This is a genomic window from Haloechinothrix aidingensis (assembly GCF_013450155.1).
GTDB lineage: Bacteria > Actinomycetota > Actinomycetes > Mycobacteriales > Pseudonocardiaceae > Haloechinothrix > Haloechinothrix aidingensis.
The window spans coordinates 483,616-510,436 of record NZ_JACCKD010000003.1 but is presented as its reverse complement, the minus strand read 5'-3'; the positions used below and the strand labels follow the sequence as shown (position 1 = coordinate 510,436).

Annotated in this window: 25 protein-coding genes; 16 read left to right on the top strand and 9 right to left on the bottom strand. The window is 69.6% G+C overall.

The features are described from left to right. Nucleotides 1–45 precede the first annotated feature (45 nt). Nucleotides 46–732 (top strand): MBL fold metallo-hydrolase, encoded by a 687-nt coding sequence (locus tag H0B56_RS10745; protein WP_180892821.1) that lies wholly within the window; start codon nucleotides 46–48, stop codon nucleotides 730–732. Nucleotides 733–746: 14 nt separating this feature from the next. Next, on the top strand, nucleotides 747–1,418 hold the full coding sequence (locus H0B56_RS10740) for a hypothetical protein (RefSeq protein ID WP_180892820.1): 672 nt from the start codon (nucleotides 747–749) through the stop codon (nucleotides 1,416–1,418). A gap of 69 nt (nucleotides 1,419–1,487) precedes the next feature. Here the strand turns inward: H0B56_RS10740 and H0B56_RS10735 are convergent, their stop codons facing one another. Continuing rightward, the gene (locus tag H0B56_RS10735; protein ID WP_180892819.1) at nucleotides 1,488–2,021 is read right to left on the bottom strand and encodes a CYTH domain-containing protein; all 534 of its coding nucleotides are present in this window, start codon (nucleotides 2,019–2,021) and stop codon (nucleotides 1,488–1,490) included. A gap of 41 nt (nucleotides 2,022–2,062) precedes the next feature. Then, a complete protein-coding gene (locus H0B56_RS10730) occupies nucleotides 2,063–2,611 on the bottom strand; it encodes a TIGR03086 family metal-binding protein (RefSeq protein ID WP_180892818.1) in 549 nt (182 codons plus the stop codon). A gap of 64 nt (nucleotides 2,612–2,675) precedes the next feature. Here H0B56_RS10730 and H0B56_RS10725 point away from each other — a divergent pair, with 64 nt between their 5' ends. Then, the gene (locus H0B56_RS10725) at nucleotides 2,676–3,446 is read left to right on the top strand and encodes a DUF6597 domain-containing transcriptional factor (protein WP_180892817.1); all 771 of its coding nucleotides are present in this window, start codon (nucleotides 2,676–2,678) and stop codon (nucleotides 3,444–3,446) included. On the opposite strand, the gene H0B56_RS10720 is transcribed toward H0B56_RS10725, so the two are convergent. Both H0B56_RS10720 and H0B56_RS10715 read right to left on the bottom strand, forming a co-directional pair. After that, nucleotides 3,422–4,825 carry a YibE/F family protein gene (locus H0B56_RS10720; protein ID WP_343063843.1) on the bottom strand — a complete coding sequence of 468 codons (1,404 nt, stop codon included), beginning with the start codon at nucleotides 4,823–4,825 and terminating at the stop codon, nucleotides 3,422–3,424. The genes H0B56_RS10725 and H0B56_RS10720 overlap by 25 nt on opposite strands. A 117-nt stretch (nucleotides 4,826–4,942) precedes the next feature. Beyond that, nucleotides 4,943–5,746 (bottom strand): DUF3592 domain-containing protein, encoded by an 804-nt coding sequence (locus tag H0B56_RS10715; RefSeq protein WP_180892816.1) that lies wholly within the window; start codon nucleotides 5,744–5,746, stop codon nucleotides 4,943–4,945. 116 nt (nucleotides 5,747–5,862) lie between these two features. On the opposite strand from H0B56_RS10715, the gene H0B56_RS10710 reads away from it, so the two are divergent. Beyond that, nucleotides 5,863–7,926 (top strand): intein-containing Rv2578c family radical SAM protein, encoded by a 2,064-nt coding sequence (locus H0B56_RS10710; RefSeq protein WP_219632561.1) that lies wholly within the window; start codon nucleotides 5,863–5,865, stop codon nucleotides 7,924–7,926. 24 nt (nucleotides 7,927–7,950) lie between these two features. On the opposite strand, the gene H0B56_RS10705 is transcribed toward H0B56_RS10710, so the two are convergent. Then, nucleotides 7,951–8,604, bottom strand: a complete 654-nt coding sequence (locus tag H0B56_RS10705) for a hypothetical protein (RefSeq protein ID WP_180892814.1) — start codon at nucleotides 8,602–8,604, stop codon at nucleotides 7,951–7,953. A gap of 240 nt (nucleotides 8,605–8,844) precedes the next feature. Between H0B56_RS10705 and aspS the strand changes: the two genes are divergently transcribed. Continuing rightward, nucleotides 8,845–10,647, top strand: a complete 1,803-nt coding sequence (gene aspS, locus H0B56_RS10700) for an aspartate--tRNA ligase (protein ID WP_180892813.1) — start codon at nucleotides 8,845–8,847, stop codon at nucleotides 10,645–10,647. 138 nt (nucleotides 10,648–10,785) lie between these two features. On the opposite strand, the gene H0B56_RS10695 is transcribed toward aspS, so the two are convergent. Continuing rightward, a complete protein-coding gene (locus tag H0B56_RS10695) occupies nucleotides 10,786–11,292 on the bottom strand; it encodes a DUF309 domain-containing protein (protein ID WP_180892812.1) in 507 nt (168 codons plus the stop codon). A 110-nt stretch (nucleotides 11,293–11,402) separates the two neighbouring features. Between H0B56_RS10695 and H0B56_RS10690 the strand changes: the two genes are divergently transcribed. The 3 genes from H0B56_RS10690 to H0B56_RS10680 all read left to right on the top strand — a co-directional run bounded on the left by H0B56_RS10690 (nucleotide 11,403) and on the right by H0B56_RS10680 (nucleotide 15,669). Then, entirely contained in the window at nucleotides 11,403–12,587 is a 1,185-nt protein-coding gene (locus H0B56_RS10690; RefSeq protein WP_180892811.1) for a phosphotransferase, read from the top strand. Between the two features lie 185 nt (nucleotides 12,588–12,772). Further along, nucleotides 12,773–14,467 carry a hypothetical protein gene (locus H0B56_RS10685; protein WP_219632560.1) on the top strand — a complete coding sequence of 565 codons (1,695 nt, stop codon included), beginning with the start codon at nucleotides 12,773–12,775 and terminating at the stop codon, nucleotides 14,465–14,467. A gap of 104 nt (nucleotides 14,468–14,571) precedes the next feature. Continuing rightward, nucleotides 14,572–15,669 carry a pyridoxal-phosphate-dependent aminotransferase family protein gene (locus tag H0B56_RS10680; RefSeq protein WP_180892810.1) on the top strand — a complete coding sequence of 366 codons (1,098 nt, stop codon included), beginning with the start codon at nucleotides 14,572–14,574 and terminating at the stop codon, nucleotides 15,667–15,669. Between the two features lie 101 nt (nucleotides 15,670–15,770). Here H0B56_RS10680 and H0B56_RS10675 read toward each other — a convergent pair whose 3' ends face one another. Then, the gene (locus H0B56_RS10675) at nucleotides 15,771–16,376 is read right to left on the bottom strand and encodes a TIGR03086 family metal-binding protein (RefSeq protein ID WP_180892809.1); all 606 of its coding nucleotides are present in this window, start codon (nucleotides 16,374–16,376) and stop codon (nucleotides 15,771–15,773) included. 183 nt (nucleotides 16,377–16,559) lie between these two features. Between H0B56_RS10675 and H0B56_RS10670 the strand changes: the two genes are divergently transcribed. From H0B56_RS10670 to H0B56_RS10635, 8 genes are all read left to right on the top strand, one after another. Beyond that, nucleotides 16,560–17,930, top strand: a complete 1,371-nt coding sequence (locus tag H0B56_RS10670; protein WP_343063842.1) for a replication-associated recombination protein A — start codon at nucleotides 16,560–16,562, stop codon at nucleotides 17,928–17,930. Between the two features lie 118 nt (nucleotides 17,931–18,048). Then, complete coding sequence (locus H0B56_RS10665; protein ID WP_180892808.1) at nucleotides 18,049–18,450, top strand: DUF948 domain-containing protein; 402 nt, start codon at nucleotides 18,049–18,051, stop codon at nucleotides 18,448–18,450. Then, entirely contained in the window at nucleotides 18,447–18,788 is a 342-nt protein-coding gene (locus H0B56_RS10660) for a hypothetical protein (RefSeq protein ID WP_180892807.1), read from the top strand. Before H0B56_RS10665 ends, H0B56_RS10660 begins: the two co-directional genes overlap by 4 nt. Nucleotides 18,789–18,900: 112 nt before the next feature. Next, nucleotides 18,901–21,567 carry an alanine--tRNA ligase gene (gene alaS / locus H0B56_RS10655; protein ID WP_180892806.1) on the top strand — a complete coding sequence of 889 codons (2,667 nt, stop codon included), beginning with the start codon at nucleotides 18,901–18,903 and terminating at the stop codon, nucleotides 21,565–21,567. Between the two features lie 43 nt (nucleotides 21,568–21,610). Next, a complete protein-coding gene (ruvX, locus tag H0B56_RS10650) occupies nucleotides 21,611–22,135 on the top strand; it encodes a Holliday junction resolvase RuvX (RefSeq protein ID WP_180892805.1) in 525 nt (174 codons plus the stop codon). A 245-nt stretch (nucleotides 22,136–22,380) separates the two neighbouring features. Further along, nucleotides 22,381–23,535, top strand: coding sequence for an endolytic transglycosylase MltG (gene mltG, locus H0B56_RS10645; RefSeq protein WP_180892804.1), 1,155 nt, complete (start codon nucleotides 22,381–22,383; stop codon nucleotides 23,533–23,535). Continuing rightward, the gene (locus tag H0B56_RS10640; protein WP_180892803.1) at nucleotides 23,510–24,439 is read left to right on the top strand and encodes a shikimate dehydrogenase; all 930 of its coding nucleotides are present in this window, start codon (nucleotides 23,510–23,512) and stop codon (nucleotides 24,437–24,439) included. Before mltG ends, H0B56_RS10640 begins: the two co-directional genes overlap by 26 nt. Before the next feature lie 10 nt (nucleotides 24,440–24,449). After that, a complete protein-coding gene (locus H0B56_RS10635; RefSeq protein ID WP_180892802.1) occupies nucleotides 24,450–25,400 on the top strand; it encodes a D-2-hydroxyacid dehydrogenase family protein in 951 nt (316 codons plus the stop codon). Between the two features lie 86 nt (nucleotides 25,401–25,486). On the opposite strand, the gene H0B56_RS10630 is transcribed toward H0B56_RS10635, so the two are convergent. Continuing rightward, nucleotides 25,487–25,753: a DUF1876 domain-containing protein gene (locus tag H0B56_RS10630; protein ID WP_180892801.1), complete on the bottom strand. Its 267-nt coding sequence runs from the start codon at nucleotides 25,751–25,753 to the stop codon at nucleotides 25,487–25,489. Between the two features lie 178 nt (nucleotides 25,754–25,931). After that, on the bottom strand, nucleotides 25,932–26,744 hold the full coding sequence (locus H0B56_RS10625) for a serine hydrolase domain-containing protein (RefSeq protein WP_180892800.1): 813 nt from the start codon (nucleotides 26,742–26,744) through the stop codon (nucleotides 25,932–25,934). Between the last annotated feature and the right edge of the window lie 77 nt (nucleotides 26,745–26,821).

Here is a 26,821-nt window from a genome sequence, read left to right as displayed (position 1 = left end):
AGTACGCTTGGCGGGCAGCACACCGCATCGTATGGAGGTGAGTTCGTGCTCGTCGCCGGTTTCGCAGCAGGCGCGTTCCAGGCCAACTGTTACCTGTTGGCCACGGGCGAAGGCACGGAATGCGTCATCGTCGACCCGGGGCAGGACGCGGTCGGCCGGATCGACGAGGCGCTGGCCGAGCACCGCCTCACGCCCGTCGCGGTGCTGGCCACACACGGGCACTTCGACCACGTGTACTCCGCGAGCGAGGTGGCAGGCGCGCACGACATCCCGGTCTACATTCACGGCGACGATCGGGACCTGCTGTCGGACCCGCTCAAGGGGCTCGGACCGCAGCTGTCCGCGATGTTCGGTGGTCAGGTGCAGATGACGGAACCGGCGCGCGTCGTCGAGCTGGACGGTACGCCCCTCGAGCTCGCGGGCCTGAGTATCGCGGTGGACCTCACCCCCGGCCACACGCCCGGATCGGTGATCTTCCGGTTGTCCACCGACGAAGGGGGAGAGGTGGCGCTGACCGGCGACACGCTGTTCGCCGGGGCCATCGGGCGGACCGATCTCCCTGGCGGCGACACGGCGCGGATGCAGGAGAGCCTGCGGGACACGGTGCTGTCGCTGCCGGACAGGACGGTGATCCTGCCCGGGCACGGTACGACGAGCACTATCGGGGACGAGCGCGCGAGCAACCCGTTCCTGGCGGGGCTCACACCGGCCCACGGTGCAGGTGCGGGGTAAGTGGGGGCGCGCGGATGAACGATATCGACGAGGCGGGTTCCGGCGGTGCGCCCGGGGGGCAGGAACGCGTCACGCTGCATCGCACGACCGCGACGGTGCGGCGGCGCCGGTTCTGGGTAGGCGCGGTGGCCGTGCTGGTGCTGTCGGCGGGGTGCGGCGGTATCGCGGGATTGATCGGGGGCAGGACCGTCGGCGTCGGCGTGGCCGCGGCCGTCGGACTGCCCTTGCTGTACGTGCTCGTGTGCCAGGTCCGCAGGCGGCTGTGGCTGGAGGGGTCGGCACTGATCCTGCGTACGTGCGGAACCCGGCGGGTGGACCTGACGGGAGCCGGCCGGATCGATGTCCTTGTCACGGAGATGCGCGGCGCGCGGTCGGTCGGATTGATGATCAACGCCCATCAGCGGCGCCGGTCGGTGCGCATCGACCTGGCGGTGTACGCAGGCGATCGCGGGTGGGAGCTCGACATCCTCGCGCTCCGCAGGCTCGCGGACGCCCTGGCGAACAACAACGACGCCAACGGCATGGTGTTCACCGAGCTGCTGGTGGCCCAGCTGCGCGCGGCCGCGCGGGAGGCGCCGTTCGGCCAGCGCCCGCTGCATCAGCTCGCGGTGGCCGCGCCGAGCGGCAAGCTCGTGCAGCGATACCGCATGGAGGCCGTCAGCAAGTTCGTGGCCTCGCTGGAATGAGCCGGCCGAGACGACGCCAGGCCCGGCACGGGGTGGCAGCGGGTGGCCACTGTGCACCGGGTTCGGCGCTTACGGCCCGTGCCGGGCCTCCAGCAGCATGTCGCTGTAGGAGCGTGCCTCGAGCTGGTCCTGGCCGATGCGTAGCGCGTGCAGGTACTCCTGGCACTGGTCGAGCAGCCGATCGTGGCCATGGTTGCCGTCCCGGTCGATCGCTTCGATCTCCACGAAGGAACCGAGGCCGGCAACGTCGTCGATATGGATCTTGACGTTGTCGGCCCACAGGATATGCCGGTGCTTGTCGACGACGACCGTCCTGCCGAGCGCGGCGGTGAGCGCCTCACGTAGCGTCTCGCTGTCCCCGGTGGGCTCGTACAGCAGGACGTGGGAGCCCTTCGGCCCGTCCTGGTCCGGCCGCAGGTAATGGATCAGTGCGTTCTCGATGGTTCCTTGGCGGAGCTTCAACCGGCCGTGCGGGACGGCGAAGTAGGTATCGACCTGATGGTCGCGTCCCTGCAGCCGCGCCCCGAGGTCGCGAGCCGTTCGGAGCGTCGCGTCGGCGTCCGGGCAACGGGCCTTGATCTCGACATTGAGGTGAGTCGGCACGGGACGATTCTCGTCGACGGCCCGCCGGTCGGGAAAACCGGCTAGACGTGCCGGCCCAGGTACGACAGCAGGCGGGCTTGCTCGTCCGCGTCGGCCGGGGGGTCGACCGCGGGGCCGCAGACCCCGTCGCCGCGAAGCGCCTCGCCGAACAGTTCTGTACCGGACCAGAGCCAGGGCAGGTCCTGCGGGAACAGCCGCTCGTCCTGGCCGGTGGCGCGGGCGAGGTCCCAGCCGTGCACGGCGAGGTCGAAGCACAGGAAGCGGTCGATGGCTTGCGCGAACGTGGTCCTGCCGAAATACCCGTCGAACTCGGCACCGGCGCGGGCTGGATCCTCCAGGTCGGACTGGATCTGGTCACTTCCCGTCGTGAAGGCACCGAGCGGGTCGTCGTCGACGCTCGGGCGGGGGCGCACGTCCCTGCCCACGAGCCCGAGGAACAGCGTGTGGTTGTCCGTGACGTGCCTGACGAGGTCGCGCACGTTCCATGCGGTGCACGGAGTCGCTGCGTTCCAGCGGTCGGGCGGTACCGCCGCGATCTTGTCGGCGAAGGCTGTGGACAGGCGGCTGTGTCGTTCGGAAACCTCGGTCATGCGGCAAGCGTATCGGCGCCTGTGCGGGTGTCTTGGAGAAACGCGACGCGCTACGCTGGGTCTCGTGGTCGAGCAGGTCGATCGGGACACCCGGGGCATCCTGTACCCGGCGACCGGGCTGCGGCGGTTCTCACTGACGCGCCACGAGCCGTCTCCGGCGGCGGCCCGCTTCGTGGACCGGTACTGGGAGGTGGTCTGGGACCTGCCGCCGGGGGAGCGGCACGAGCAACACGTGCTGGTGCATCCGGTGGCCAACGTCGTGCTCGGGGACGGACCGGCCGCCGTGCACGGCGTGCGGACCCGCCTGTTCACCCGTGTGCTCGAAGGGCGAGGCCGCGCGCTGGGCATCATGTTCCGTCCCGCGGGCTTCCGGGCGTTCCTGCGCGCGCCGATGGTGTCATTGACCGACCGGGTGGTCCCGGCCGCCGACGTCTTCCGCGCCGAGCTCCCCGAGCCGACGCCCGAGGCTGTCGACGCGTGGCTTCGCGACCTCGTACCGGGCGACACCCAGCCGTGTGAGGACACCGTCCGGCTCGCCGAGCGTGTCGCCGGTGACTGGTCGATTCGCCGCGTGGACGAGGTGGCCGGGCTGGCCGGTACGACGGTGCGTACGCTGCAACGCCGGTTCGTCGACCACGTCGGCATCGGTCCGAAGTGGCTGATCCGCAGGTACCGGCTCTACGACGCCGCGGAGATGGCGGCGCGCGGGACACACGTGCACTGGGCACGGCTGGCGTCGGATCTGGGGTACTCCGACCAGGCACATCTCGTTCGCGACTTCACGGCGTCGGTGGGAACCTCGCCCGCGGCCTACGCCCGTGCCTCGTGCGAGTGAGTATCGGTGCCGGTGCCAGCCGGCGCGGCGGTGACGATCAGCGCGGCGAGCGCGGTGGTGACCGGGACGGCGGCGACGATGCCGATGCTGCCCGCGAGCGTACGGACGATCTCCTGCGCGATGTCCTGCGAGCCCAGGATCGAACCCATCCCGACACCGGAGATCGCCGAGTACAGCAGGACGGGAAGCGCGGCACCCGCGTAGGCCATGACCAGAGTGTTGACCGAGGCGGCCACATGGTCGCGACCGATGCGCAACCCGGCAGCGTACAGCTGGCGCCAGCTGAGCGCGGGGTTGGCGTGGCGTAGTTCCCAAACCGCGCTGGACTGCGTGACCGTGACGTCGTCGAGAACCCCGAGCGCCCCGATCACGATCCCGGCGAGCAGGAGGCCGCGGGCGTCGATCCCGCCGCCGAGCGTGCCGATCAGGGTGGACGTGGGCTCGTCCAGGCCGGTCAGGTGGTTCAGCTCGGAGAAGACCGCCGAGATGACCCCGATGAGGGTGAGACTGACCAACGTGCCGAGTACGGCCACGGAGGTCCGTGCGGACAGGCCGTGGGACAGGTACAGCGTCAGGAACATGATCACCCCTGCGCCGACGATGCCGACCAGGACGGGGTCCTGTCCGGCGAGGATCGCGGGCAGGATGAACAGCGCGATCACCACGAAGCTCAGGCCGAGTCCGAGCAGCGCCCGCGCGCCCTGCCACCGTCCGAGTAGCAGTACGGCCAGCGCGAAGGCGCCCGCGAGCACGAGCAGCGGGGTTCCGCGTTGGAAGTCGACGACCTGGTACGACCCGGCTTGCTCCGGCGCGGCGCCGTGGTACTCGAGCACGATCGCGTCACCCGGGGCGAACCGGGGACGTCCGGGACCGACCGGCTCCGTCTTGGTGATCGTGCTCCCCGCAGCCGGACCTTCGGTGAGCTCGATATCGACTGCCACGCAGCCCTGTCCGGTGGGCTCGCCCCCGCCGGTGTCGACGTCCACGTCGCCTTGCGGGGTACAGCTGCTCTCGGCGACGGCGACCACGTCGGCGTTGACCGGCGTCCCGGTCAGCGCCTCATCGCCGGGTAGCTCGTCTCCGAACGGGTAGAGCAGTACCATACCGACGATCGCGGCGAGCGCGAACGGCACGAGCAGCGCGGTCAGCAGACTGCGGACACGCGGCGGGGCCGGCGTGGCAGGCCCGTGGGCATGCGCGTGGGCATGCCCACCGGCATCGCCGGTTCCGTGCGCGTGCCCGTCGTGCCGCGGGCCGGTGTGTGCCGCGCCCGGGCCGGACCGCTCCGGCACGCGCTGGATCGGGCCGGTCTCCTCCTCGGGGGCGGCCCGGCTCCGCCGTACTCGGTCGGGTTGGTTGCCGCTCTGGTGTCGTGCCACGCCGGTAATCTTCCTGCACGCGGCAGCGGGCGCATGCAGGGGACCTACCCCTCCGCGCGCACGGCGTGGAGTACCGGCGCCGCATCGCCGTTCACCGGTTGCCGTACGGCGGCGCGTTCAGTGCCCCAGGACCCGCTCCAGATCGCCGCGCACCGACGTCAGGTACATCTCCACGGTCGCGGTGTCGTAACCGCTTCCGGGGGTGTCGGTGGTGGCCAGCTGGTGGTTCTCGAGATCGTGCGCGGTGAGGTCGGGTGGTCGGCCGCCTGCGATCTGGCGGTAGGCGTGTTCGATGTGCCCGATGAGCGTGTCGACAGCCGCTGCGTCGTAGCCGACCGTTCCCTCCCGGGCGGCGGGAAAGTCGGGCCGGTGGAACGCCGGTTCCGGGCCCTGCGCCGGACCGTGCCGCGTGCCGGTGCCCGACTCCGCCGGGCTGGTGAGCGTGCCGGTTCGTGCGGCGGCGTGCAGGATGGATCCGACGAGCGCGAACAGCGCACCGGCACCGCCCACGATCAGCGGGGCGAGCCACCTGTGCGCCCACGAGTCGAGCGCGGCGTCCGAGGGGTCGTCCGGGTCGTAGTTGACGGTGACCTCGTCGCCGACCTCGTTGCCCTCCTGTGAGCCGGTACAGATGCCGGACTCGTGACTGAACGGTTCACCGTCCACTGTGTACTCGACTGTCGGGCAGTACGTGATCGTGGTGCGGTTCTGCCCGTCGGTGTCGCGCGTCCGGGTGGTGCGCTCGGTGACCTCAACGACGGTCGCCGCCGTGCTCTCGGTGCGGCCGGCCGAGGAGCGATCGAGCACGACCGCCACCACGACGGCCGCGAGGAGGGCCGCACCGAGCCCGATGAGCAGTAGCGGCACGAAGCGTCGGGCCGTGCCGGACAGCGGGCGTGTGGTGCCGACCCGGTAGCTCATGCCGCGCAGTGTCGCATGTCTCGTGCCGCGTGTCGGAGCTGGACGTGATGTCGAACTCGTGTTCGAATAAGGGTGTGCGCTGGGAACAGTTGAGAGAAGGTACTGACAATGGGGCGTTGCTGGACATCAGTGAGGTTCGGCAACCGGTCGAAAGAGGAACGGGCCGGGCGGGGCTGGGTGCCCCCGGATCGGGCCCGGTCGTCTCCGGGGACGAGTCCGATGCGGTCGCGGTGGAGATTCGTGCGCGGTCGATCATCAATCGCGTGCCCGGGGAGTCCGCGGTGCCGTTCCGCTGGACGGTGAACCCGTACCGCGGCTGCAGTCACGCCTGCGTGTACTGCCTGTCGGGGGATACGCCCATCCTCATGGCTGATGGCCGGACCGAACGCCTGTCCTCGATCCGCGTCGGCGATCGGGTCTACGGGACGCGGCGAGTAGGCGACCACCTGCGTTACACAGCGACACCGGTGCTGGCGCACTGGGCGACGGTCGACCGCGCGTACCGGGTCACCCTCGCGGACGGCACCACTCTCGTCGCAGGCGGCGATCACCGGTTCCTGACCAGCAGCGGGTGGAAGCACGTCACAGGCGGTACGGCCGGTCGACAGCGGCGTCCGTACCTCATGGAAGGCGACACCCTGGTCGGTACCGGCCGGTACGCGTGCGGCCCCGAGGACACCGAGACCTACCGGCGGGGTTACCTGTGCGGGGTCGCCGACGGTGCTGCTGCGCCCGGGGAGTACAGCCATACCCGCGCGGGAGGCTCCGCGGATGACGAGCGCGGTTACCGTTTCCGTCTCGCCTCGGACGACCACGAGGCGCTGAGCCGTACGGCACGTTACCTCTCCTCGTTCGGCGTGCGTACCGATCGGTTCGACGTGGCCGCGGCGACGGTCGACCGGCGAGCGGCCACGTCGAGCGCGCGGCGTATCGCGCCCGTGCGCGTCCGCGACCTCGTGCGCAAGCCCGTCGCGCCGTGCGACGACTGGCGCAAAGGGTTTCTCGCCGGGATCTTCGACTCCGAGGGCAGCTGTTCGGGTGGAGTGGTCCGGGTCTGGAGTACCGACGACGAGATCATCACGGAGGTCTGTCTGGGTCTGAAGTGTTTCGGCTTCGACTACACCGTGGAGGGGTGCGCCGACCGGCCGTCCATGCGGGTGGTCCGGCTCACCGGCGGGCCTCGGGAGCGGCTGCGCTTCTTCCACACGACGGATCCGGCCGTAACCGGTAAGCGAGGCATCGACGATGCCGCGATCAGGCCGGAGGCCCGGCTCGAGATCGTCTCGATCGTGGACACGGGCGAGGAGCGCGCACTCTACGACATCACCACCGGCACCGGGGACTTCCTCGCCGACGGCGTGGTGAGCCACAACTGCTTCGCGCGTCGCACGCATGAGTACCTGGACCTGGACTCGGGGCACGACTTCGACACCAAGATCATGGTGAAGGTCAATGCGGGGGAGCTGGTGCGCAAGGAGCTCGCGCACCCCAGGTGGTGCGGCGAGCCGATCGCGATGGGCACCAACACCGACCCGTATCAGCGCGCCGAGGGACGGTACCGGCTCATGCCGCAGATCATCGGGGCGTTTCGTGACTTCGCCAACCCGTTCTCCATCCTGACCAAGGGCAGCCTGATCCTGCGGGACGCCGCGCTGATCGCCGAGGCTGCGCGGCAGGCTCCGGTGTCTCTCGCCGTATCGGTCGGTTCGCTGGACGAGCAGGTGTGGCGGTCCGTGGAGCCGGGTACACCACGTCCCCAGCGGCGGTTGGATGTCGTACGCCGGTTCGCCGACCTGGGGATCGGCTGTTCGGTATTGATGGCACCGATCCTGCCCGGCCTGACCGACACCGAGGAGCAGATCGAGGCGACGGTCGCCGAGATCGCGGCCGCCGGTGCCACCGGAGTTACCCCGATCGTGCTGCACCTGCGTCCCGGCGCGCGGGAGTGGTACTTCGCCTGGCTCGCCCGCTGGTACCCGGGGCTGTACGACTACTACGCGCAGCTCTACCGGCGCGGGGCGTACGCGCCGAAGAGCTATCAGGAAACGGTCACCACGCGGGTCCGGCGAGCCGCGCGCAGGTACGGACTGCGGGGAGACGGGAGCGGTCGCGCGCAGGACGACGCCGGACGACCGGAACGCGTGGACCCGGACACCGGCGAGCAGCTCACGCTGCTGTGACCCGAGCTGGCGTGCCGCGGCGAGTCAGAGGTACTGCGACGAGGCGTCGGGGTCGGAATGCCCGTATGACTGGCCGCGTGGCATCTCGTGCTTCTCCTCGGCCGAGGCCTCCCGGGGTGCGGGCAGTGGCCCGTTTCCGCTCCCGGAGAGACCGCTGTCCAGCCGTCCGGGCTCATGAGTGACGAGCCTGGTGAGAATCGTGTCGATCTGCGTCGCAAGGGAACCCGTGTCGGCGTACTTGAGGATCAAGGCATGCGTCTTGAGTTCGGTGAGGTACTGATCGAGGCGGGTGAGCTGGCCGGAGTCCAGGGATGCCCAGTCGACAGGGCGCGCGCAGCGCAGCACGCTGACCGGTTTTCCTGCTGCGGAGATCCTGTTGATCTCCTCAACGGTGCCCGACTCCGCGTCAGGGGTCGGCGCACCGAGCCGTGTCCACAGCACGGCGATCGCCAGGTCGACGGTCTCGACCAGCTGCTCGTTCACGATCTCCTGGGGTGGGGCGCCGAACGCAGCCGCGGCGTGCTCGCTCCACTGCACAGGGATCACGATCGATCCGAACCGCTCACCGAGCAGGACGTTCCAACGCGTGATGGCAGCCTGGATGGCGCGGATGTCGTCGAGCTCGATATCCGCAGGGCAGGAGATCAGTGCCCGGAACACCATCGCATGATGTGCCATATCCCGATTATGCCAGTGACTATTGCTATATGACGTCGGTTGATTGCGTGCTGTAAAAGAAGACACTTGTGGGTGAAAATCCGATAGCCGTGTAGCGACGAGATAATTACCTAGGGTAACTAGTCATCGGCCGGTATGTCGTGCGACGTCGCGCGGTGGCCGGACGCTGGACCTGGTCAGCGGTTCGTTAGCCTGACCTAGACCGTCCGGCCGAATTTCGTAACGAGAGTGAGCAGCTCAGTGCTTCGAACTCATGACGCGGGCACCCTGCGTGCCGAGCACACCAGTCAGACCGTCAGCCTGGCCGGGTGGGTAGCGCGTCGGCGCGATCACGGAGGCGTGATCTTCATCGACCTGCGCGATGCCTCTGGAGTCGCGCAGGTCGTGTTCCGCGAGGGTGAGATGGCAGAACGCGCGCACGACCTGCGTGCCGAGTATTGCGTGCGGGTCACGGGTGAGGTGTCCGTGCGTCCGGACGGGAACGAGAATCCCGAGATCGCCACGGGCGCGATCGAGGTACTCGCCACCGAGCTCGAGGTACTCGCCGAGTCGGATGCGCTCCCGTTCCCGATCGACGACCGGCTGGAGGTCGGCGAGGAGGTGCGGTTGCGGCATCGCTACCTGGACCTGCGGCGCGGCGGTCCGGCGAGCGCGATGCGGCTGCGTAGTGAGGTCAACCGCGCCGCGCGGGAGGTGCTGCACAGCAGGGAGTTCGTCGAGGTCGAGACGCCGACGATGACGCGGTCCACTCCAGAGGGCGCGCGCGACTTCGTGATCCCGGCCCGCTTGAAGCCCGGCTCGTGGTACGCCCTGCCACAGTCGCCGCAGCTGTTCAAGCAGTTGCTGATGGTGGGCGGGATCGAACGGTACTTCCAGATCGCGCGTTGCTACCGGGACGAGGACTTCCGCGCGGACCGGCAGCCCGAGTTCACGCAGCTCGACATCGAGATGAGCTTCGTGGAGCAGGATGACGTGATCGCGCTGTCCGAAGAGGTCATCGCCGCGCTGTGGCGCCTGATCGGGCACGAGGTCCCCACGCCGATCCCGCGGATCAGCTACGCCGACGCGATGGCGAAATACGGTACGGACAAACCGGACCTGCGTTTCGGCGTGCAGCTGACGGACCTGACGAGTTTCTTCGAGGCGACACCGTTCCGCGTGTTCCAGGCACCGTACGTCGGTGCGGTCGTGATGGAGGGTGGGGCGAGCCAGCCCCGCCGGCAGCTCGATGCCTGGCAGGACTGGGCCAAGCAGCGCGGTGCGAAGGGGCTGGCCTATGTGCTCATCGGCGAGGACGGAACGCTCAGCGGGCCGGTCGCGAAGAACCTGGCCGAGCACGAGCGGGCGGGACTCGCCGACGCGGTCGGCGCCGGGCCGGGTGACTGCGTGTTCTTCGCGGCCGGGCAGCCCGCCGAGGCGCGCGGTCTGCTCGCGGCCGTGCGCGGCGAGATCGGGCGGATGCTCGACCTTATCGGGGAGAACGAGTGGTCGTTCGTGTGGGTGGTCGACGCACCGCTGTTCGAACCGGCAGGGCAGACCGACGACGTGGCCGTGGGCACGGGCGAGTGGACGGCGGTACACCACGCCTTCACCGCGCCGACCCCGGAGTGGGAGGACAAGTTCGACTCGGATCCGGGTAACGCCCTCTCGGCCGCCTACGACATCGTGTGCAACGGTCACGAGATCGGCGGGGGATCGATCCGTATTCACCGGCCGGACGTGCAGCGGCGGGTGCTGGACCTGATGGGGATCTCCGCCGAGGAAGCGCAGGAGAAGTTCGGGTTCCTGCTGGATGCCCTGCAGTACGGGGCCCCACCGCACGGTGGGATCGCGTTCGGGTGGGACCGCATCGTGATGCTGCTTGCCGGAGCCGAGTCGCTGCGCGACGTCATCGCGTTCCCCAAGACGGGTGGCGGCTACGACCCGCTCACCGGGGCGCCCACTCCGATCACCGCCGAGCAGCGCAAGGAAACCGGCGTGGACGCCACCCCCAAAGGCTCGGCACCCCACGCAGGGACATCCAAGCCCGCCCCCGAGGAGTAACCCGCACACCCCTGCGGGTAGGAGCCGAATGTGACACCGGGTTCCTAGAGGGCGCCCGATGTCACGTTCGGCTCCCATCACCCGGGCTCGGCCGGAAGGAGCCGGAGGTGACACCGGGTTCTTAGAAGGCGCCCGATGTCACGTTCGGCTCCCACCACCGCGCAGTCTCGGGGCGCGTTCGGCCGCCGAGTCGACCCCGTGGCCCGCGTCCAGCTCGCCGGCCAGCTGGTTCGCCCAGCCGAGCAAGTCGGAGACGGCTAGGCCGTGCGGCGCGCTCACGGCGTGCGGCTGGATGTTCTCCGCGCCACGCCGGAGCAACCGGGCACCGCCGACGAGGTTGCCGCGCGCGGCGTGCGTGAGTCCGACAGCGAGCTGCGCCAGGCCCTTCCACAGCATGGGATCCGGGTCGAGCCCGGATTTCCAGGCGTCCTCGAACACCTCGTGCGCGTGGAACGGCATGCCCGCGTCGAGCAGCCGCTGCGCGTCGTCGACGGCCTGGTCGGGAGTGCGCTCGATCCCCTCCGGCTGGCGTTCCACGCCTTCCGATCCGTAGGGCAGTGGGCGGCCCAGCCCGTCCCGGGGCCGGGAGTTGTGTGCCCGACCCTCCTCGTCACGGTCACGATCCACCGACGTCGGGCGCTCCATCGCTCGGCACCTCCGCGCGCGTAGTCTTCGACAACGTAACGGTATCGCTTCATACCCGCGGCTGCCGGTAGCTGGTCTCGCTGAGTCCGTCGCTAGTAGGCTGCGTTGCGATGAGCGTGCACACCTCCTCCGCCGGGGACGAGCGCGCCGGCAATGGAGCCGCCGCCGATAAGCTGGGGGCAGTAGTCGCTGCCGGTGAGTCCGTGCTGGCACAGCGTTTCGGTGCGCAGATCACGCTGATCGATCCCGAGGACCTGCATGGCAGCGGGCCGGCCTCCGTGGTCCGCGCGAAGGTGGACTCCTCGCCGTTCGAGCTGCCCCGCACACTCGTGATCAAGCACTACCCCGAGGAGTTCGACGAGCAACTGGACCCGTTCGCGACCGAGTCGGCCAGCTACCAGCTGTTCACCGCGCTCTCGCCGGAGGACCGGGTATGCCCGGAGCTGATCGCGCACGACGGTTCCCGCCGCGTGCTGGTACTGGAAGACCTGGGTGTCGCGCCGACACTCGAAGCCAGGCTCGCCGAGCACGACTCGCGCACCGCGGAGCGCACGCTGCTGTCCTGGGCTCGCACCCTTGGCCGGATGCACGCGACGACAGCGGGCCGGGAACCGGACTTCAACGCGCTGCTGCGGCGCCTCGGCGCCAAGAACGACCAGCAGGGCGAGGCCTTGCCTGTCACGTGTGACCGGCTCACCCATCTGCTGCGCGAGCACCTGCTGGTGGACACCCCGGACCAGGTCATCAAGCGCGTGCACCGCGCGGCAGCGTGGGCGACCTCGCAGGAGTACCGCGCGTTCTCGCCGACCGACCTGTCGCCGGAGAACAACCTCGTCACCGAGGACGGAGTGCGGTTCCTGGATTTCGAGCACGGGTGCATGCGTAACGCGCTGATCGATGTCGCGCACCTGCGGGCGCCGTTCGCGTTCTGGGAGGGCGCGCTGGCACTGCCGCCCGGCATGAGCGAGGCGATGGTCGCGGCGTGGAGCGCCGAGGTTACCGGTGTGTGGCCGGGCCTGGACGATCACGAGGCGCTGGCCGAGGGGTTGCTGGACAGCCAGCTCATCTGCGTGTGGTCGCAGAGCGTGCGGGTACTTCCCGGTTTGCTCGAGGAGCCGGTGCCCGCCGGGGCGCAACGCCCGGCAGCCGTGCGGTGGTGCTGGCAGGAACTGGCGAACCAGGCCGGCCGGCTCGGGCTCGCTGGCATCGCCGAGCACGCCGAACGGGTGGCGCAGGCGTTGGACGACCGGTTCGGCCCGGGTATCGAGCTCGGTTTGTACCCCGCTTTCCACTGAGCACGCGCGAAAGCCTCACGGTTCACGCGCGTGGGTGACGCGGTATGTAGTCTGTCCGAGTTGGGGCGGATGTAACGAATTGCCGTGTGAGTCCTACCTATACAAATAGGGGTAGTTCACGTTGCCCGGCACAGATCCCGACACCCGCCCGCAGCGAGACCGACAGTTACGTGAGGAACCGGTGTATGTCACTTCGGAGAAGGCTGTTCTGCGGGGGCGCCGCGGTCCTTGTCGGGGCCGCGATGTTGACCCCGACGACGACCGCGACGGCCGATACCGCATTACCCGAGCCGGTCACGGCCGGTGGACTTCCGACCCCGCAGACCGACGGGATCGTGTTCGACGTCGAGATCGTCGGCGACACCGTCTACGCGGGTGGGCGGTTCGACCACGCCCGGCCGGCAGGGGCCGCGCCCGGCGAGCACGAGGTGCCACGCCGCAATCTGATGGCGTTCGACCTGCACACCGGTGAACTACTGGACTGGGGTCCCACCGCGTTCGGCAGCGAGTTCTCCTCGGGAGATCCCGGGCTGAGCTCCTGGTGCAGGGACACCGGAAACGACAGGTGGATCTGCGACTCGGTCTTCCGGATCGAGACCGACCCCGCGGGCGAGCACGTCTACGTGGCCGGTGACTTCGATCGGATGGACGGCACGTGGCGGTCCCGCATCGCCGCGTTCGACGCCGGCTCGGGGGAGTTGACCTCGTTCGACCCACCACCGACCAACCGGCGCGTGCGGGCGCTGTCGGTCGGTGAGGACGCCGTGTACTTCGGCGGCGGGTTCACCAGTGTCGGCGGCACGTCCCGGACCCGGCTGGCCGCTGTCGACCACGAGGGCAACCTGCTCGACTGGGCACCGGCGGCCAACCGGGAGGTGTGGGCGGTACTGGCAAGGCCCGACCTGGACCGAGTGCTCATCGGTGGCGGATTCGACGAGGTCAACGGCTCCACGAAGCGCAGCATGGCCGCGGTCGATGCCACGAGCGGCGACAGCGTCGCCTGGCAGGCGCAACCGCCTGCCGGGACGCCGATCGTGACCGACATCGTCTCGGACGGATCCGACACCGCATGGATCAGTGCGCTGGACTTCCGGCACGGCGGAGGTGAGCAACGTTTCGAGGGCCGTATGTCGGTGGACATCTCCAGCGGCACGGAGCACTGGTGGGATGGCTGCCTGGGTGACTCGATGCGCATGGCTGTTACCGACGAGGTGCTCTACAGCGTGACCCACGCGCATGACTGCTGGGCGGTCGAAGCGATCCCGGAGCGGGGTGCCGACTTCCGGCACTTCCGCATGCTGGCCCAGACCAAGGATGCGGTGCGTACCGCGCCCCGCGACCACACGCTCGTCAGCGCGGGCGACCCGATTCCCGAGATCCTGCCGTGGTTTCCCAACACCAACGCCGGCAAGTCCGACACGCTCATCAACAACGGCACATGGGCCATCGACGCGACCGAGGACTACGTCGTGGTCGGTGGCGACTTCACCGCGGTCAACACGCATTCCCGCGACAGTCACCGGCAACAGTCGCTGACCCGCTTCGCAGCTCGCGGGGTGGACGGCGCGCGGAACAACGGACCCCAGTGGCCGTTCCGGGCACCGGAGCTCGACAGCGTCGACGGTGGCGTGAAGCTGACGTGGCCTGCCATCTGGAACGCGCAGAACGGCGAGATGCACTACGAGGTGATGCGAGCGGGCACGCCGGAACCCATCCACGTGACGGACCCGGTCCCCTCCCGGCCGTGGTACGGGCCCGAGCCGTGGGAGCGCGAGGTGATGAGCTACGTCGACACCGGCGCGAGCTCGGGTACGTACTGGATACGGGCGATCGACGCCGATGGTGAACGCGTCGGCTCGTCGTCGGCGACGATCGGCTAGACGCCGGCCCCGATCGCAAGCCCCACCGCGTCGAAGGGACGGATGTCACATCTCGATGCGGTGGGGCTCATGCCGGTGGGATCGGAGGCAGTACGGTCGTGTGTATGTTGGTTGATCGTCTGCTGCTCGGTCCTGGTCCATCGAACCCGTACCCGGAGGCCTCCCAGGGGCTTTCCCAGCCGTTGCTCGGGCATCTCGACCCGGAGTTCCTGACGCTGCTCGACGAGACCAATGACAGGCTCCGGACCGTGTGGGGGACGCAGAACCCGCGTACCCTGCCGCTGTCCGGTACCGGCTCGATCGGTATGGAGGCGGCCTTCGCCAACACCGTGCGCCCCGGCGATGTCGTGGTGATCGCGGTGAACGGGCTGTTCGGTGAGCGCATGGTGGACGTGGCCGGGCGGTACGGCGCCGAGGTCGTCCGCGTGGACCACGACTGGGGCCGGCCCATCGACGTGCAGCGCGTGCTCGACGCGCACCCGCGGCCGCGCCTGGTCGGTGCGGTCCACGCGGAGACATCGACCGGCGTGCGTAGCGACATCGGGTCGCTGGCACGGGCCGTGCACGAGCGGGACGATGCCGCGCTTGTGCTTGCCGACTGCGTGACCTCGATCGCCGGTATCCCGGTGGAGATCGACGAGTGGGGTGTCGACCTCGCCTATGCCGGTACCCAGAAGTGCATCGGCGTCGCTCCGGGGCTCGCGCCGTTCACGGTGTCCGAGCGGGCATGGCACAGCAGGGTGGCCTCACCCCCGACCTGGTACCTGGACCTCGGCCTGATCGGCAACTACGTCTCCGGTACCGAGGGCGGGGCACGGGTCTACCACCACACCGCGCCGACCGCGATGATCGCCTCCCTGCACGCCGGTCTGGGACGCATCCTCGACGAAGGGCTCGGTGAGGTGTATGCCCGGCACGCATCGGCCGGGCAGCGGTTGGCCGACGGCCTGCGTGCGATGGGCCTGGAGCTGTTCGCCGCGGAGGGGCACCGGTTGCCGGAGCTGACCACCGTGTGTGTCCCCGACGGTGTCGACTCCGCGAAGGTGCGGACCCAGCTGCTCGAGGAGTACGGAATCGAGATCGGTGCAGGCGTCGGGCCGTATGCCGCCAGCGTCTGGCGGATCGGCCTGATGGGCCACAACGCGCGCCTCGACCGCGCAGAAGCGGTACTCGGCGCGCTTGCCAAGGTGCTCGGCCGCTGAGGTCGCGTCGGGCCTGCGGGCACGCTGTGTCGGGCGAGCGGGCATGCTGTGTCGGGCGTGCCGGCTACCGTGTCGTAGCCGGGTGTTGGGTGGCTGCGTGATCACCGCGCGTCGCGCGCGGAGGCGTGTCGAGGCGCGCTCCAGTGCGGATCCCGCCCGCTCAGCCCGATAAGCCGGTCCAGAAGGGGCGCGTCGTCGGCGACAGCGACCGGGGGGCCGAACGGGCTCTCGGACCCGTTGTCCGCGGCAGCCATCTCGGCTACGAACGTGATGGACTCCTCGAGCGACGTGGGATCGCCGTCGTAGGGCCGGTCGGTAGCACGTGCGACGTCCCAGCCGTGAATGACGAGCTCGGTCAACACGACCCTGCCTGCCACCTCACCCGGCAGGTCGAGCCCGCCGACTCGCGTCATCCCCTCCCAGGCCCCGGGTGCTTGCCAGGCAGCCACCAGGTCGGTGAGCTCGGCCGGAACGCGACTGCGCCAGTCGCCGCCGAGGTGTGCCGCGTCCGGAGCGGGCGGCGCGGACGCCTCCGGGCCGGTGGATTTCGCCGCCGCGGCGGCGAAGGCGACAGACAGTGCGCTGACATGGGCGAGGAGGTCTCCGAGGGTGTAGTCCACACACGGCGTGGGATCGGCGAGCCGGTCGTCGGTGACGGCGTCGAAGAGTCGGGTCATACGTCGAGCGGCCGGTTCGATGTCGAGCATCTGTGCGTACCTCCGTAGCGGTGTCGGCTGTGACGGGGTCCCGAGCGACCCCGTCTCGTGGGTGACGACTGCCGAGCGGACCGATTCTCATCGGTGTGTGACCAACACGGCCTGCCGGAGGGCCCGACTCGCGGTGTTCGAACGCCCGACACGGGTGGGTGGCGGCGCGGTAGCGTGGGCGATGTGCAGGACGAGCTGTTCGTGGTGAACCCAGAAGCCGGCCGGGACGCCGGCGATCCCGGCCCGGGACCGGACGGGAACGACGGGGGCGATGCCGGCGCGCCGCTGGCCGTACGCATGCGACCCCGCACGCTGGACGAGGTCGTCGGCCAGGACCATCTGCTGACCGAGGGCGCTCCGCTGCGCAGGCTCGTGGAAGGCGGCGCGCCCGCGTCGGTACTGCTGTTCGGGCCGCCGGGAACCGGTAAGACCACCATCGCCTACCTCATGGCCGGTGCCACCGGACGGCGGTTCGTGGCGCTGTCCGCGCTGTCCTCCGGGGTCAAGGAGGTCCGCGGGGTCATCGACCAGGCCCGGCGACGGCGCTCGCACGCCGCCGAGGACACCGTGCTGTTCATCGACGAGGTGCACCGGTTCTCCAAGACACAGCAGGATGCCCTGCTCGGCGCGGTGGAGGACGGGACAGTGCTCCTGGTCGCCGCGACGACGGAGAACCCGTCGTTCTCGGTGGTGTCCCCGCTGCTGTCCCGCTCACTCGTGTTGCAGCTGCGCACTCTGGACGACGACGATGTGCGCGGGCTGGTGGACAGGGCGTTGCGCGAGGATCGGGGCCTGTCGGGCGAGTTCACACTTTCCAGTGAGGCTGCCGACCATATCGTGCGGCTGGCCGCCGGTGACGCGCGTCGCGCGCTGACCGCGCTGGAAGCGTCCGCCGACGGCGCGCGCTCGGCCGGTGACGTCACGATCGACCTTGGCACGGTGGAGGCCTGCGTGGACAGGGCCGCGGTGCGCTACGACCGGGACGGTGACCAGCACTACGACGTCATCAGCGCGTTCATCAAGTCGATCCGCGGTTCGGACGTGGATGCCGCGCTGCACTACCTGGCACGCATGATCGAGGGAGGGGAGGATCCCCGGTTCATCGCGCGACGCCTCGTGGTGCACGCCAGCGAGGACATCGGCATGGCCGACCCCACAGCGTTGCAGGCGGCCGTCGCCGCCGCGGACGCGGTGCAGTTCATCGGGATGCCCGAGGGAAGGCTCTCCCTCGCCCAGGCCACGGTTCACCTGGCGATGGCACCGAAGTCGAACGCCGTGATCGCCGGGATCGACGCCGCGCTGGCCGACGTGCGTGCTGGCAAGATCGGTCCGGTCCCGCCGCACCTGCGTGACGGGCACTACGCCGGTGCCGCGCGGCTGGGCAACGCGCAGGGGTACGCCTACCCGCACAGCGTGCCCGAAGGCGTGCTCGAGCAGCAGTACCCGCCGGACGAGCTGGCGGACACGGACTACTACACGCCGACGACGCGCGGCGCGGAGCGCGCGATCGCCGAGCGCCTGCCACGCCTGCGGCGTACCATCCGCGGCCGGTGAGCCGCTTCGCGTGCCGGTGCGACGGGTCGTCGGCACGGCGGGGCGGGGCCACCGGTGGGCAGGAGGCGATGCGCGGTAGCCTGTGGCCCATCCAACCTACCGCTCACAAGGAGGGCCCGTGTCGCCGGAACAGGTCGCAGTGCTTGTCGCCGCAGGCGCATTCGTGCTGCTCGTGGTTCTGCTGGCGATCCCCCTGATCAAACTCGGCCGCACGCTCGACGAGGCGACCATCGCCATCCGCAAGGCGCACGAGAACTCTGATCCGTTGATGCACGGCGCCAACGACACGATCACGCACGTGAACACCCAGCTGGAGCGGGTGGACGGCGTCACGGCGAACGTGCAGCAGGTCTCCAGCAATGCGACGGCGCTGTCCTCGGTCTTCACCGCGACCCTTGGCAGCCCCCTTGTCAAGGCGGCAGCGCTGTCCTACGGCATCACCAAGGCGATCCGCGCGCGGCGTGCCCGTGGCGAGCAAGGTAAGCACGCGCGCAGCGGACGGAAAGGATCGAAGCGATGAAGCGTCTGTTCTGGTTCGGTCTGGGGTTCTCCGCAGGCTTCGTCGTGTGCAGGAAGGCGAACGAGACCGCTCGTCAAGCGACTCCGGCGGGGTTAGCCTCGAATGTAGGCGAGGCCGTGCGTGAGCTGGCCGCGGCCGTGGGTGCATTCGGTGCCGACGTCCGGGCCGGGATGAGCGAGCGAGAGCTCGAACTGGGCGAGTTGTTCGACAGTCCCTCCGGCAGGGCCTCCCGAGCCGCGGGCGTCGTGGCGGGCTCGTCCGGCCGCCACACGGATCGCGACAGCGGGCGTGCCGCGGCGGCCGGGCAGTACCGGCGAGCGCGGTCGGCGGAGGACTGAGGCGCCGCCCGACAGCCGGCGTGGCTCCTTCGCCACCCCCGCACCGAGCCCGACGAGCCTTGTACACCGGTTCGGCGATCGACCGGTGTCCGAACCAACACAGGACCCAGACGTGCAGACACACGAGATACGCGAACGTTTCCTCCGGCATTTCGAATCGAACGATCACACCAGGGTGCCCAGCGCATCGCTGATCCTCGACGACCCGAACCTGTTGTTCGTCAACGCGGGCATGGTCCAGTTCAAGCCGTACTTCCTCGGCGAGGTGCCCGCTCCGTACTCGCGCGCGACCAGCGTGCAGAAGTGCGTGCGTACCGGCGACATCGACGAGGTCGGCAAGACGACGCGGCACAACACGTTCTTCCAGATGGCCGGCAACTTCTCGTTCGGCGACTATTTCAAGGAAGGCGCCATCAAGCAGGCGTGGGACCTGGTCACCAAGCCGCAGTCCGATGGCGGCTACGGGTTCGACCCGGAGCGGATCTGGACGACGGTCTACGAGCACGACCCCGAGTCGGCCGAGCTGTGGCAGAAGGTGGCGGGGTTGCCCGCCGAGCGGATCCAGTATCGCGACGCCAAGGACAACTACTGGGACATGGGGGTGGCCGGACCCGGCGGTCCCTGTTCGGAGATCTACTACGACCGAGGACCGCAGTACGGCCAGGAGGGCGGCCCCGTCGTCGACGAGGATCGCTACCTGGAGATCTGGAACCTGGTCTTCATGCAGGACATGCGCGGGGACGGCAGCCCGAAGGACGGGTACCCGGTGCTGGGGGAGCTGCCGAGCAAGAACATCGACACCGGCCTCGGCGTCGAGCGGGTCGCGTTCCTGCTGCAGGGCGTGGACAACGTCTACGAGACCGATCTGGTGCGCCCCGTCATCGCGGCCGCCGAGAAGTTCTCCGGCCGTACGTACGGCCAGAATCATGCCGATGACGTGCGGTTCCGCGTGATCGCCGACCATGCTCGGTCGGGTGTGATGCTCATCGGTGACGGCGTGACGCCTGGCAACGAGGCGCGGGGGTACGTGCTGCGCAGGTTGCTGCGCAGGATCGTGCGCTCGGTGCGCCTGCTCGGCGTGCACGAGCCGGTGCTGCCGGAGTTCGCCGCCGTCGTCCGGGACGCGATGTCGCCGTCCTACCCGGAGATCGAACGGGACTTCGAGCGCATCAGCGATGTGATGCGCATGGAGGAGGACACGTTCCTGGCCACCCTCAGCACCGGGTCGAAGATCTTCGACATGGCCGCTGAACGGGCCAAGCAGTCGGGTGCCACCGTGCTCGGCGGGGACCAGGCCTTCCAGCTGCACGACACCTACGGCTTCCCGATCGACCTCACCCTGGAGATGGCAGCCGAGCAGGGACTCGAGGTGGACGAGGACGGCTTCCGCTCGCTGATGGAGGAGCAGCGCCAGCGGGCCAAGGCCGATGCGGCGACACGCAAGAGCGGGCACGGGGATCTCTCCGAGTACCGCGCCGTGCTCGATCAGCACGGCGAGACCGAGTTCCTCGGCTACAGCGACCTGGAGGCGGGGTGCCGTGTCGTGGGGCTGCTGTCGGGTGGCGCCTCGGTGCCCGCGCTGAGCGAGGGGCAGCGTGGTGAGCTGGTCCTCGACCGCACCCCGTTCTACGCGGAAAGCGGCGGCCAGATCGCCGACACCGGCATGCTCTACGGCGCGGGCGCGCAGGTGTCGGTGCTGGACGTGCAGAAGGCCGTACCGGGACTGTCGGTGCACACGGTCGAGGTCGTCGCGGGCGATGTCGGTGTCGACGACAAGCTGACCGCCTCGGTGGACCAGGCACGGCGGATGTCCATCGCGCGATCCCACTCGGCCACACACCTGGTGCACGCCGCCGTACGCGGGGCCTATGGCCAGCGCGCCGCGCAGGCGGGTTCGCTCAACTCGCCCGGGCGGATGCGGTTCGACTTCACCTCCCCGGGGTCGGTCTCGGCGGACGTGTTGAGCGAGGTCGAGGAGGAGGTCAACGACTACCTGCTGCAGAACGTCGAGGTGTCGAGCTACGTCACGTCCAAGGACAAGGCCTTCGAGCTCGGCGCCATCGCGTTGTTCGGTGAGAAGTACGGTAACCAGGTCCGTGTGATCGACATGGGCGACTACTCCCGTGAGCTGTGCGGCGGTACGCACGTCAACCGGATCGGTGAGCTGGGCCTGGTCAAGCTGGTGTCCGACTCCTCCATCGGTTCGGGTGTACACCGGATCGAGGCGCTGGTCGGCACCGACGCGCTCCGGCACGTGCGCAAGGAGCAGTTGCTGGTCTCCGAGCTCGCCAACACGTTCAAGGTGCCGAGCGACCAGCTGCCGGACCGCATCTCCGACGTGCTCGGCAGGTTGCGCGACGCGGAGAAGGAAGTCGAGCGGCTGCGCAGGGAACGGGTGCTCGCCTCGGCAGGAAGCCTCGCCGAGGGCGCGCGTGACATCGACGGTGTGTCACTCGTCGCGGACACCATTACCGAGGATGTCGATGCGCAGGCGTTGCGGTCGCTGGTCTCGGAGGTACGTAACCGGCTCGGGTCGCGGCCCGGAGTGGTCGCGCTGTTCGTCGCCGACGAGCAGAAGGTGAGCTTCGTCGTCGGCACCACCCCGGCCGCTCGCGACAAGGGCCTGGTCGCCGGTGACCTGGTGCGCAGCGTGGGCGGCCCGGTCGACGGGCGCGGGGGCGGCAAGGCGGACATGGCCCAGGGAGGCGGCTCGAACCCGGCCGGGATCGGTGACGCGATTCGTGCGCTCGAGCGGGAGCTGCGAGGTACGGCAGGATGAGCGCGCGGGCGCGGTTCGCGGTGCGGACGGGGGTGGCGACGCGGTGACGCGAGGACCGGACAAGCCGGGTGAGGACGATCCCGGCCCGGGGCGGCGGATCGGCGTCGATGTGGGATCCGTGCGGGTCGGGGTCGCGATGAGCGATCCGAGCCCGATGCTGGCCAGCCCGCTGCAGACGTTGCGGCGCAGCGCCAGGGACGACTCCGACGTCGCGCAGCTCGCCGAGCTCGTCGCCGAGCACGATGTGGTCGAGGTGGTCGTCGGCCTCCCGCGCACGCTGGCCGACAGGCACGGTTCCGCGGCCGAGGACGCCGTCCGGTATGCGGGCCTGGTTCGGCACCGGATCGCCCCGGTGCCTGTGCGGATGGCCGATGAACGGTTGAGTACGGTGAGCGCGTCGCGGATGCTGTCGTCCCGTGGCATGAGCGCCCGGGAGCAACGTGCCGTCGTCGATCAGGCCGCCGCTGTGGAGATCCTGCAGGGTTGGCTGGACGCGCGGTCCGCACGGATCGACCGGTCCGGCACGGGCGGAGCGGCTTCCGAACCGGCCGGTTCGTCCGAGGAATAAGCGACCAGTTCGGCGCGAGAGAACGGAGACGTGCGATCAATCGGCGTGGAGCGAGTAGGGACGAACCCGACAAGCCCCAGCAGCGGCGGCCGAGCGCGCGCGGCGAGCGGCAGGAGCGCGCCCCGCGTACCCGCGGACTTCCTGGCGTCGAGGGCAGCGCGTCCGGCAGCTTGCCGGACCTGTTCGACGAGCACGGCAGTGACGATCGCTGGAACTCGGGGCAGGCAGGCCCTGACAATGTCGGTGTGTACTCGCACGATGACGAACCGCGACGCGGGAACGGTGGCCGACGGGCGCTGGGCTGGTTGCTCGCGGTCGGTCTGATCGCCCTGATGGCGTGGGGAGCCTGGTACGGCGCCCGTGACCTGCTCGGGATGAACTACGCCGACTACAGCGGGTCGGGCGACGACGAGGTGGTCATCGAGGTGTCCGAAGGCGACTCGGTGCGGATGATCGCCGATACGCTGGAGCGCGCCGATGTGGTCGCCAGTAGCAGAGCTTTCGTGGTCGCCGGTGACGACAACGGCGATGTCAACGCGATCCAGCCCGGGTACTACGTGATGCGCACGCGGATGTCCGGTGAGCACGCCGTCGAAGCCATCACCGATCCGGACGCGCGTGTCGGCAACCTGCAGATCCGCGGTGGCATCAAGCTCGACGACGTCACACATTCCGACGACACCGTCACGCGCGGCGTACTGACCCGGATGTCGGAGGCGTCGTGTGTGGATCTCAACGGGGAGAGCGACTGCGTCGAACCGCGGGAGCTGCGTGAGGCTGCGACGGAGACGGACCTGACCGAGCTGGGCGCACCGGAGTGGCTGGCCGACGCTGTGGCCGACGTCGACCCGGAGCGCAAGCTCGAAGGCCTGGTGATGCCCGGCGTGTACGACGTCGACCCGAGCTGGGGAGCGCGTGAGCTGCTGACCGAGGTGCTGACGACCTCGGCGCGCAAGCTGGAGGCCGCCGGCCTGCCTGGCAGCGCCGAGGATGTCGGCTACGAGCCGTACGAGGTACTCACGATCGCCTCAGTGATCGAGCACGAAGCGGTCGAGAACGACTTCGGACGGGTATCGCGGGTCATCTACAACCGGCTCGACGAGGACATGCGCCTGGAGATGGACTCGACGGTCAACTACGTACTGGACCGTCCGGATGTGCGCACCACCGAGGAGGATCGCGCGAAGCCGGGTCCGTACAACACCTACCGCAATACCGGCCTGCCGCCGACCCCGATCTCGGCTCCGAGTATGGAGGCACTGCAGGCGGCACTGAGCCCGGAAGACGGTACGTGGAAGTTCTTCGTCAAGTGCGAGGACAACGGGTTGTCGTGCTTCGCCGACACCTACGAGGAACACAAGGAGAACGTGCGAGATGCGCAAGCCCGCGGGGTCTTCTGACGCCACCGGTGCCGATGAGGAGCGCAAGGCGGCAGTGCTGGGCAAGCCGATCGAGCACTCCCTCTCGCCGGTGCTGCACCGGGCTGCTTACCACGCCCTCGGGCTCGCGGAGTGGAGCTATGACCGGATCGAGGCGGATGCCGCCACACTCGCCGACGTGGTCCGGGGCATGGGACCGGAATGGGTCGGCGTGTCGGTGACGATGCCCGGCAAGCGTGCCGCGCTGGAGCTCGCGAGCGAGTGCACGGATCGCGCCGCCGCCGTCGGAGCCGCGAACACCCTGGTTCGTTCGCCCGCACGGCCCGATGGAACACCGCGCTGGTTCGCCGACTGTACGGACGTGGACGGCGTGGTCGGCGCGGTGCGCGCGGCCTGCGGTCAGCCGGACGTCGCCGGGGGGAGCTCCGCGCGAAGCGGCGTCGTTCTCGGAGCGGGGGGCACCGCGGCTGCCGCGGTGGTCGGCCTGGCCGAGCTCGGCATCTCGCACGTCACGCTGGTCGCGCGGGAGCCCGCGCGGGCACAGGAGACGCTGGCGGCCGCGCGTACAGCCGGCTTGCACGCGGAGGTGGTCCGCCTCGACGAGGCCGACCTCTCCGGTCTGGCCGGCTCGGCGGCGGTGCTGGTGAGCACTGTTCCCCCGGACGTAACCGCACCGCACGCCGCGGCGCTGGCGCGTGCCGCGTGCGTGGTCGACGTAATCTACGACCCGTGGCCGACCCCGCTGGCCGATGCGGTGCACGCCCGCGGAGGCCGGATCGCTACCGGGCTGGACATGCTGCTGCATCAGGCGTTCGGGCAGGTGGAACAGTTCACCGGGTTGCCTGCGCCCCGCGAGGCGATGCGGGCCGCGCTGCGTGAGGCGACGGGTGACGCGGTGCCGCTTCCGTTGTCCGGAGAACGGTAGCGTGGCGATCATGCGTATCGCGATCCTCGATGACTACCAGAATGTCGCACGTTCCTTCGCCGACTGGGATTCGCTGGAGGCCGAGATCACGGTGTTCACCGAGCCCCTCGGTGGGCACGATCGGGTCATCGAAGCGCTCGAGGGGTTCGATGTGGTCGTGGCGATGCGAGAGCGCACCCCGTTTCCCGCGCGCGTGCTGCACAGCCTGCCCGACCTGAAGTTGCTGGTCAGCACCGGTCAGCGCAACGCGGCTATCGACCTGGACGCCGCGCACGCGGCGGGGATCACGGTCTGCGGCACCGGTTACCTGCCGTATCCCACGGCGGAGGCGACCTGGGCGCTCATCCTGGCGGCGGCGCGCAACGTGCCGAGCGAGGAACGGTCCGTGCGGGAAGGCGGGTGGCAGCACACGGTCGGCACCGCCTTGCGGGGCAAGACCCTCGGGTTGATCGGGCTGGGCAGGCTCGGCGGTGAGGTGGCCCGGATCGGTCAGGCGTTCGGCATGAACGTCGTCGCGTGGAGCCAGAACCTCACCCCCGAACGGGCGAGCGAGCACGGGGCGACTGCGCTGTCGCTCGGGGAGCTGCTCGGTACCGCCGATGTCGCCTCGATCCACCTCGTGCTCAGCGACCGCAGCCGCGGGTTGCTCGGTGCGCGCGAGCTGGACTGGATGAAACCCGGCGCCTTGCTGGTCAACACCTCGCGTGGACCGATCGTGGATGAGGCCGCGCTGCTCGATGCCGTGCGGCGCGGGCACATCCGAGCTGCGCTGGACGTCTACGGCACCGAGCCACTCCCGGCGGACCATCCGCTGCGTTCGGCCCCGAACACGGTGTTGACCCCGCACATCGGGTACGTCTGCGACGACGTGTACCGGGTCTTCTACCAGGACGCTGTGGAGGACATCGCCGCGTTCGAGGCAGGAAGCCCGATCAGGGTGATGACGCCGGCAGCTTCCTGAGCGCACGCGCCCCCGCTCCCGGCGGCCGCGGGTGTACACGTGAGGCGGCGCAGGCGCCGGGCCGGGGTGAGCGACGTCCCCGTTGTTCAGAGCGACAGGTAGGCCGGCTGGTGTGTCACGCGTTGGATGTCGTCTGCCGTCACGTCGAGCAGCCGGTGTGCCAGGTCGGACAGTGCGCGCGACGCGGCGAGCTCGTCCCCGATCTCGGGGACGTTGCGGTCATCGGGGTTGAGTCTCGCCGTCCCGACCCCGGTCAGGTTGATGTCGCGATCACTGGTCAATCTGGCCCGTGCGCGGGTGCGTTCCTCATGCTCGTCGATGGTGATCTCGACGGCCCAGTGCTTCTCACGCATGGTGCCCTCCTCGACTCTCGTGCCAGCGAGATGCCCGCAGCAGGCTGGTGACTCTCACTGTCCTCCGCGTAGCCGCGGAAGGCCAGAGGGCGAGGCGTGTGGCTGCACCGATACAGCCTGGCCGGGTGCCGTCCGGCCGGCTCGCCCGCGTCGACGATCCGGACGGTGGCCGCCGGACTCACGCCAACTCGGCCAGCACGGCGTCGGTGTACGCAGGCCAGGCCTCGACGGCCCACGGGCCGAAGTCCCTGTCGGTCAGCGCCACGCAGGCCACGCCCGCGTCCGGGTCCACCCACAGGAAGGTTCCGGACTGGCCGAAGTGCCCGAACGTGCGTGGTGAGCTGGCCGCACCCGTCCAATGCGGATCCTTCCGCGAGCGGATCTCGAAACCCAGCCCCCAGTCATTGGGTTTCTGATGACCGAACCCGGGAAGCACGCCGTTGAGGCCGGGCCGGACGACCGAGGTCGCGGTCGCCAGCGTTTCCGCGGCGATCAGGCGGGGATGCTGCAGCTCGGCGGCGAAGGACGCCAGGTCGTCGACGGTCGAGGTCGCTCCCGCACCGGGCGAGCCGTCCAGTGTCGTTGCCCGCATGGCCAGTGGCGTGAGCAGCGCCTCCTGCTGGTAGTCGGCGAAGTCGATGCCGGAGTGTTTGGTCAGCGCTTCGGCGAGCTGCTCGAAACCGGCGCTCGAGTACAGCCTCCTCGTGCGCGGCTCGGCCACGACCTTGTGCTCGTTGAAAGCCAGCCCCGAGGTGTGCGCCAGCAGGTCGCGCACGGTCGAGCCCTCCGGGCCCGCTAGAGTGGCCAGCTCGAAGACGCCCTCTTCCAGCGCGATCAGGGTGCTGTACGCGGTGAGCAGCTTGGTCACCGACGCGATGGGGAACCGGCGCGCGGTATCGCCGTGCGCGCCGAGAGTGGCGCCGTCCCGCGCGATCACCGCTGTCGCGGCGTGGTCGACCGGCCACTGCTCGATCTGGCTCACGCTGTGCATGCTCGTTACGGTACGCACCGGGTGAGGCGGACGGGGCCGGGGGAGTCGAGCGCGCCCGACCGGCGCACCGGTGGCGC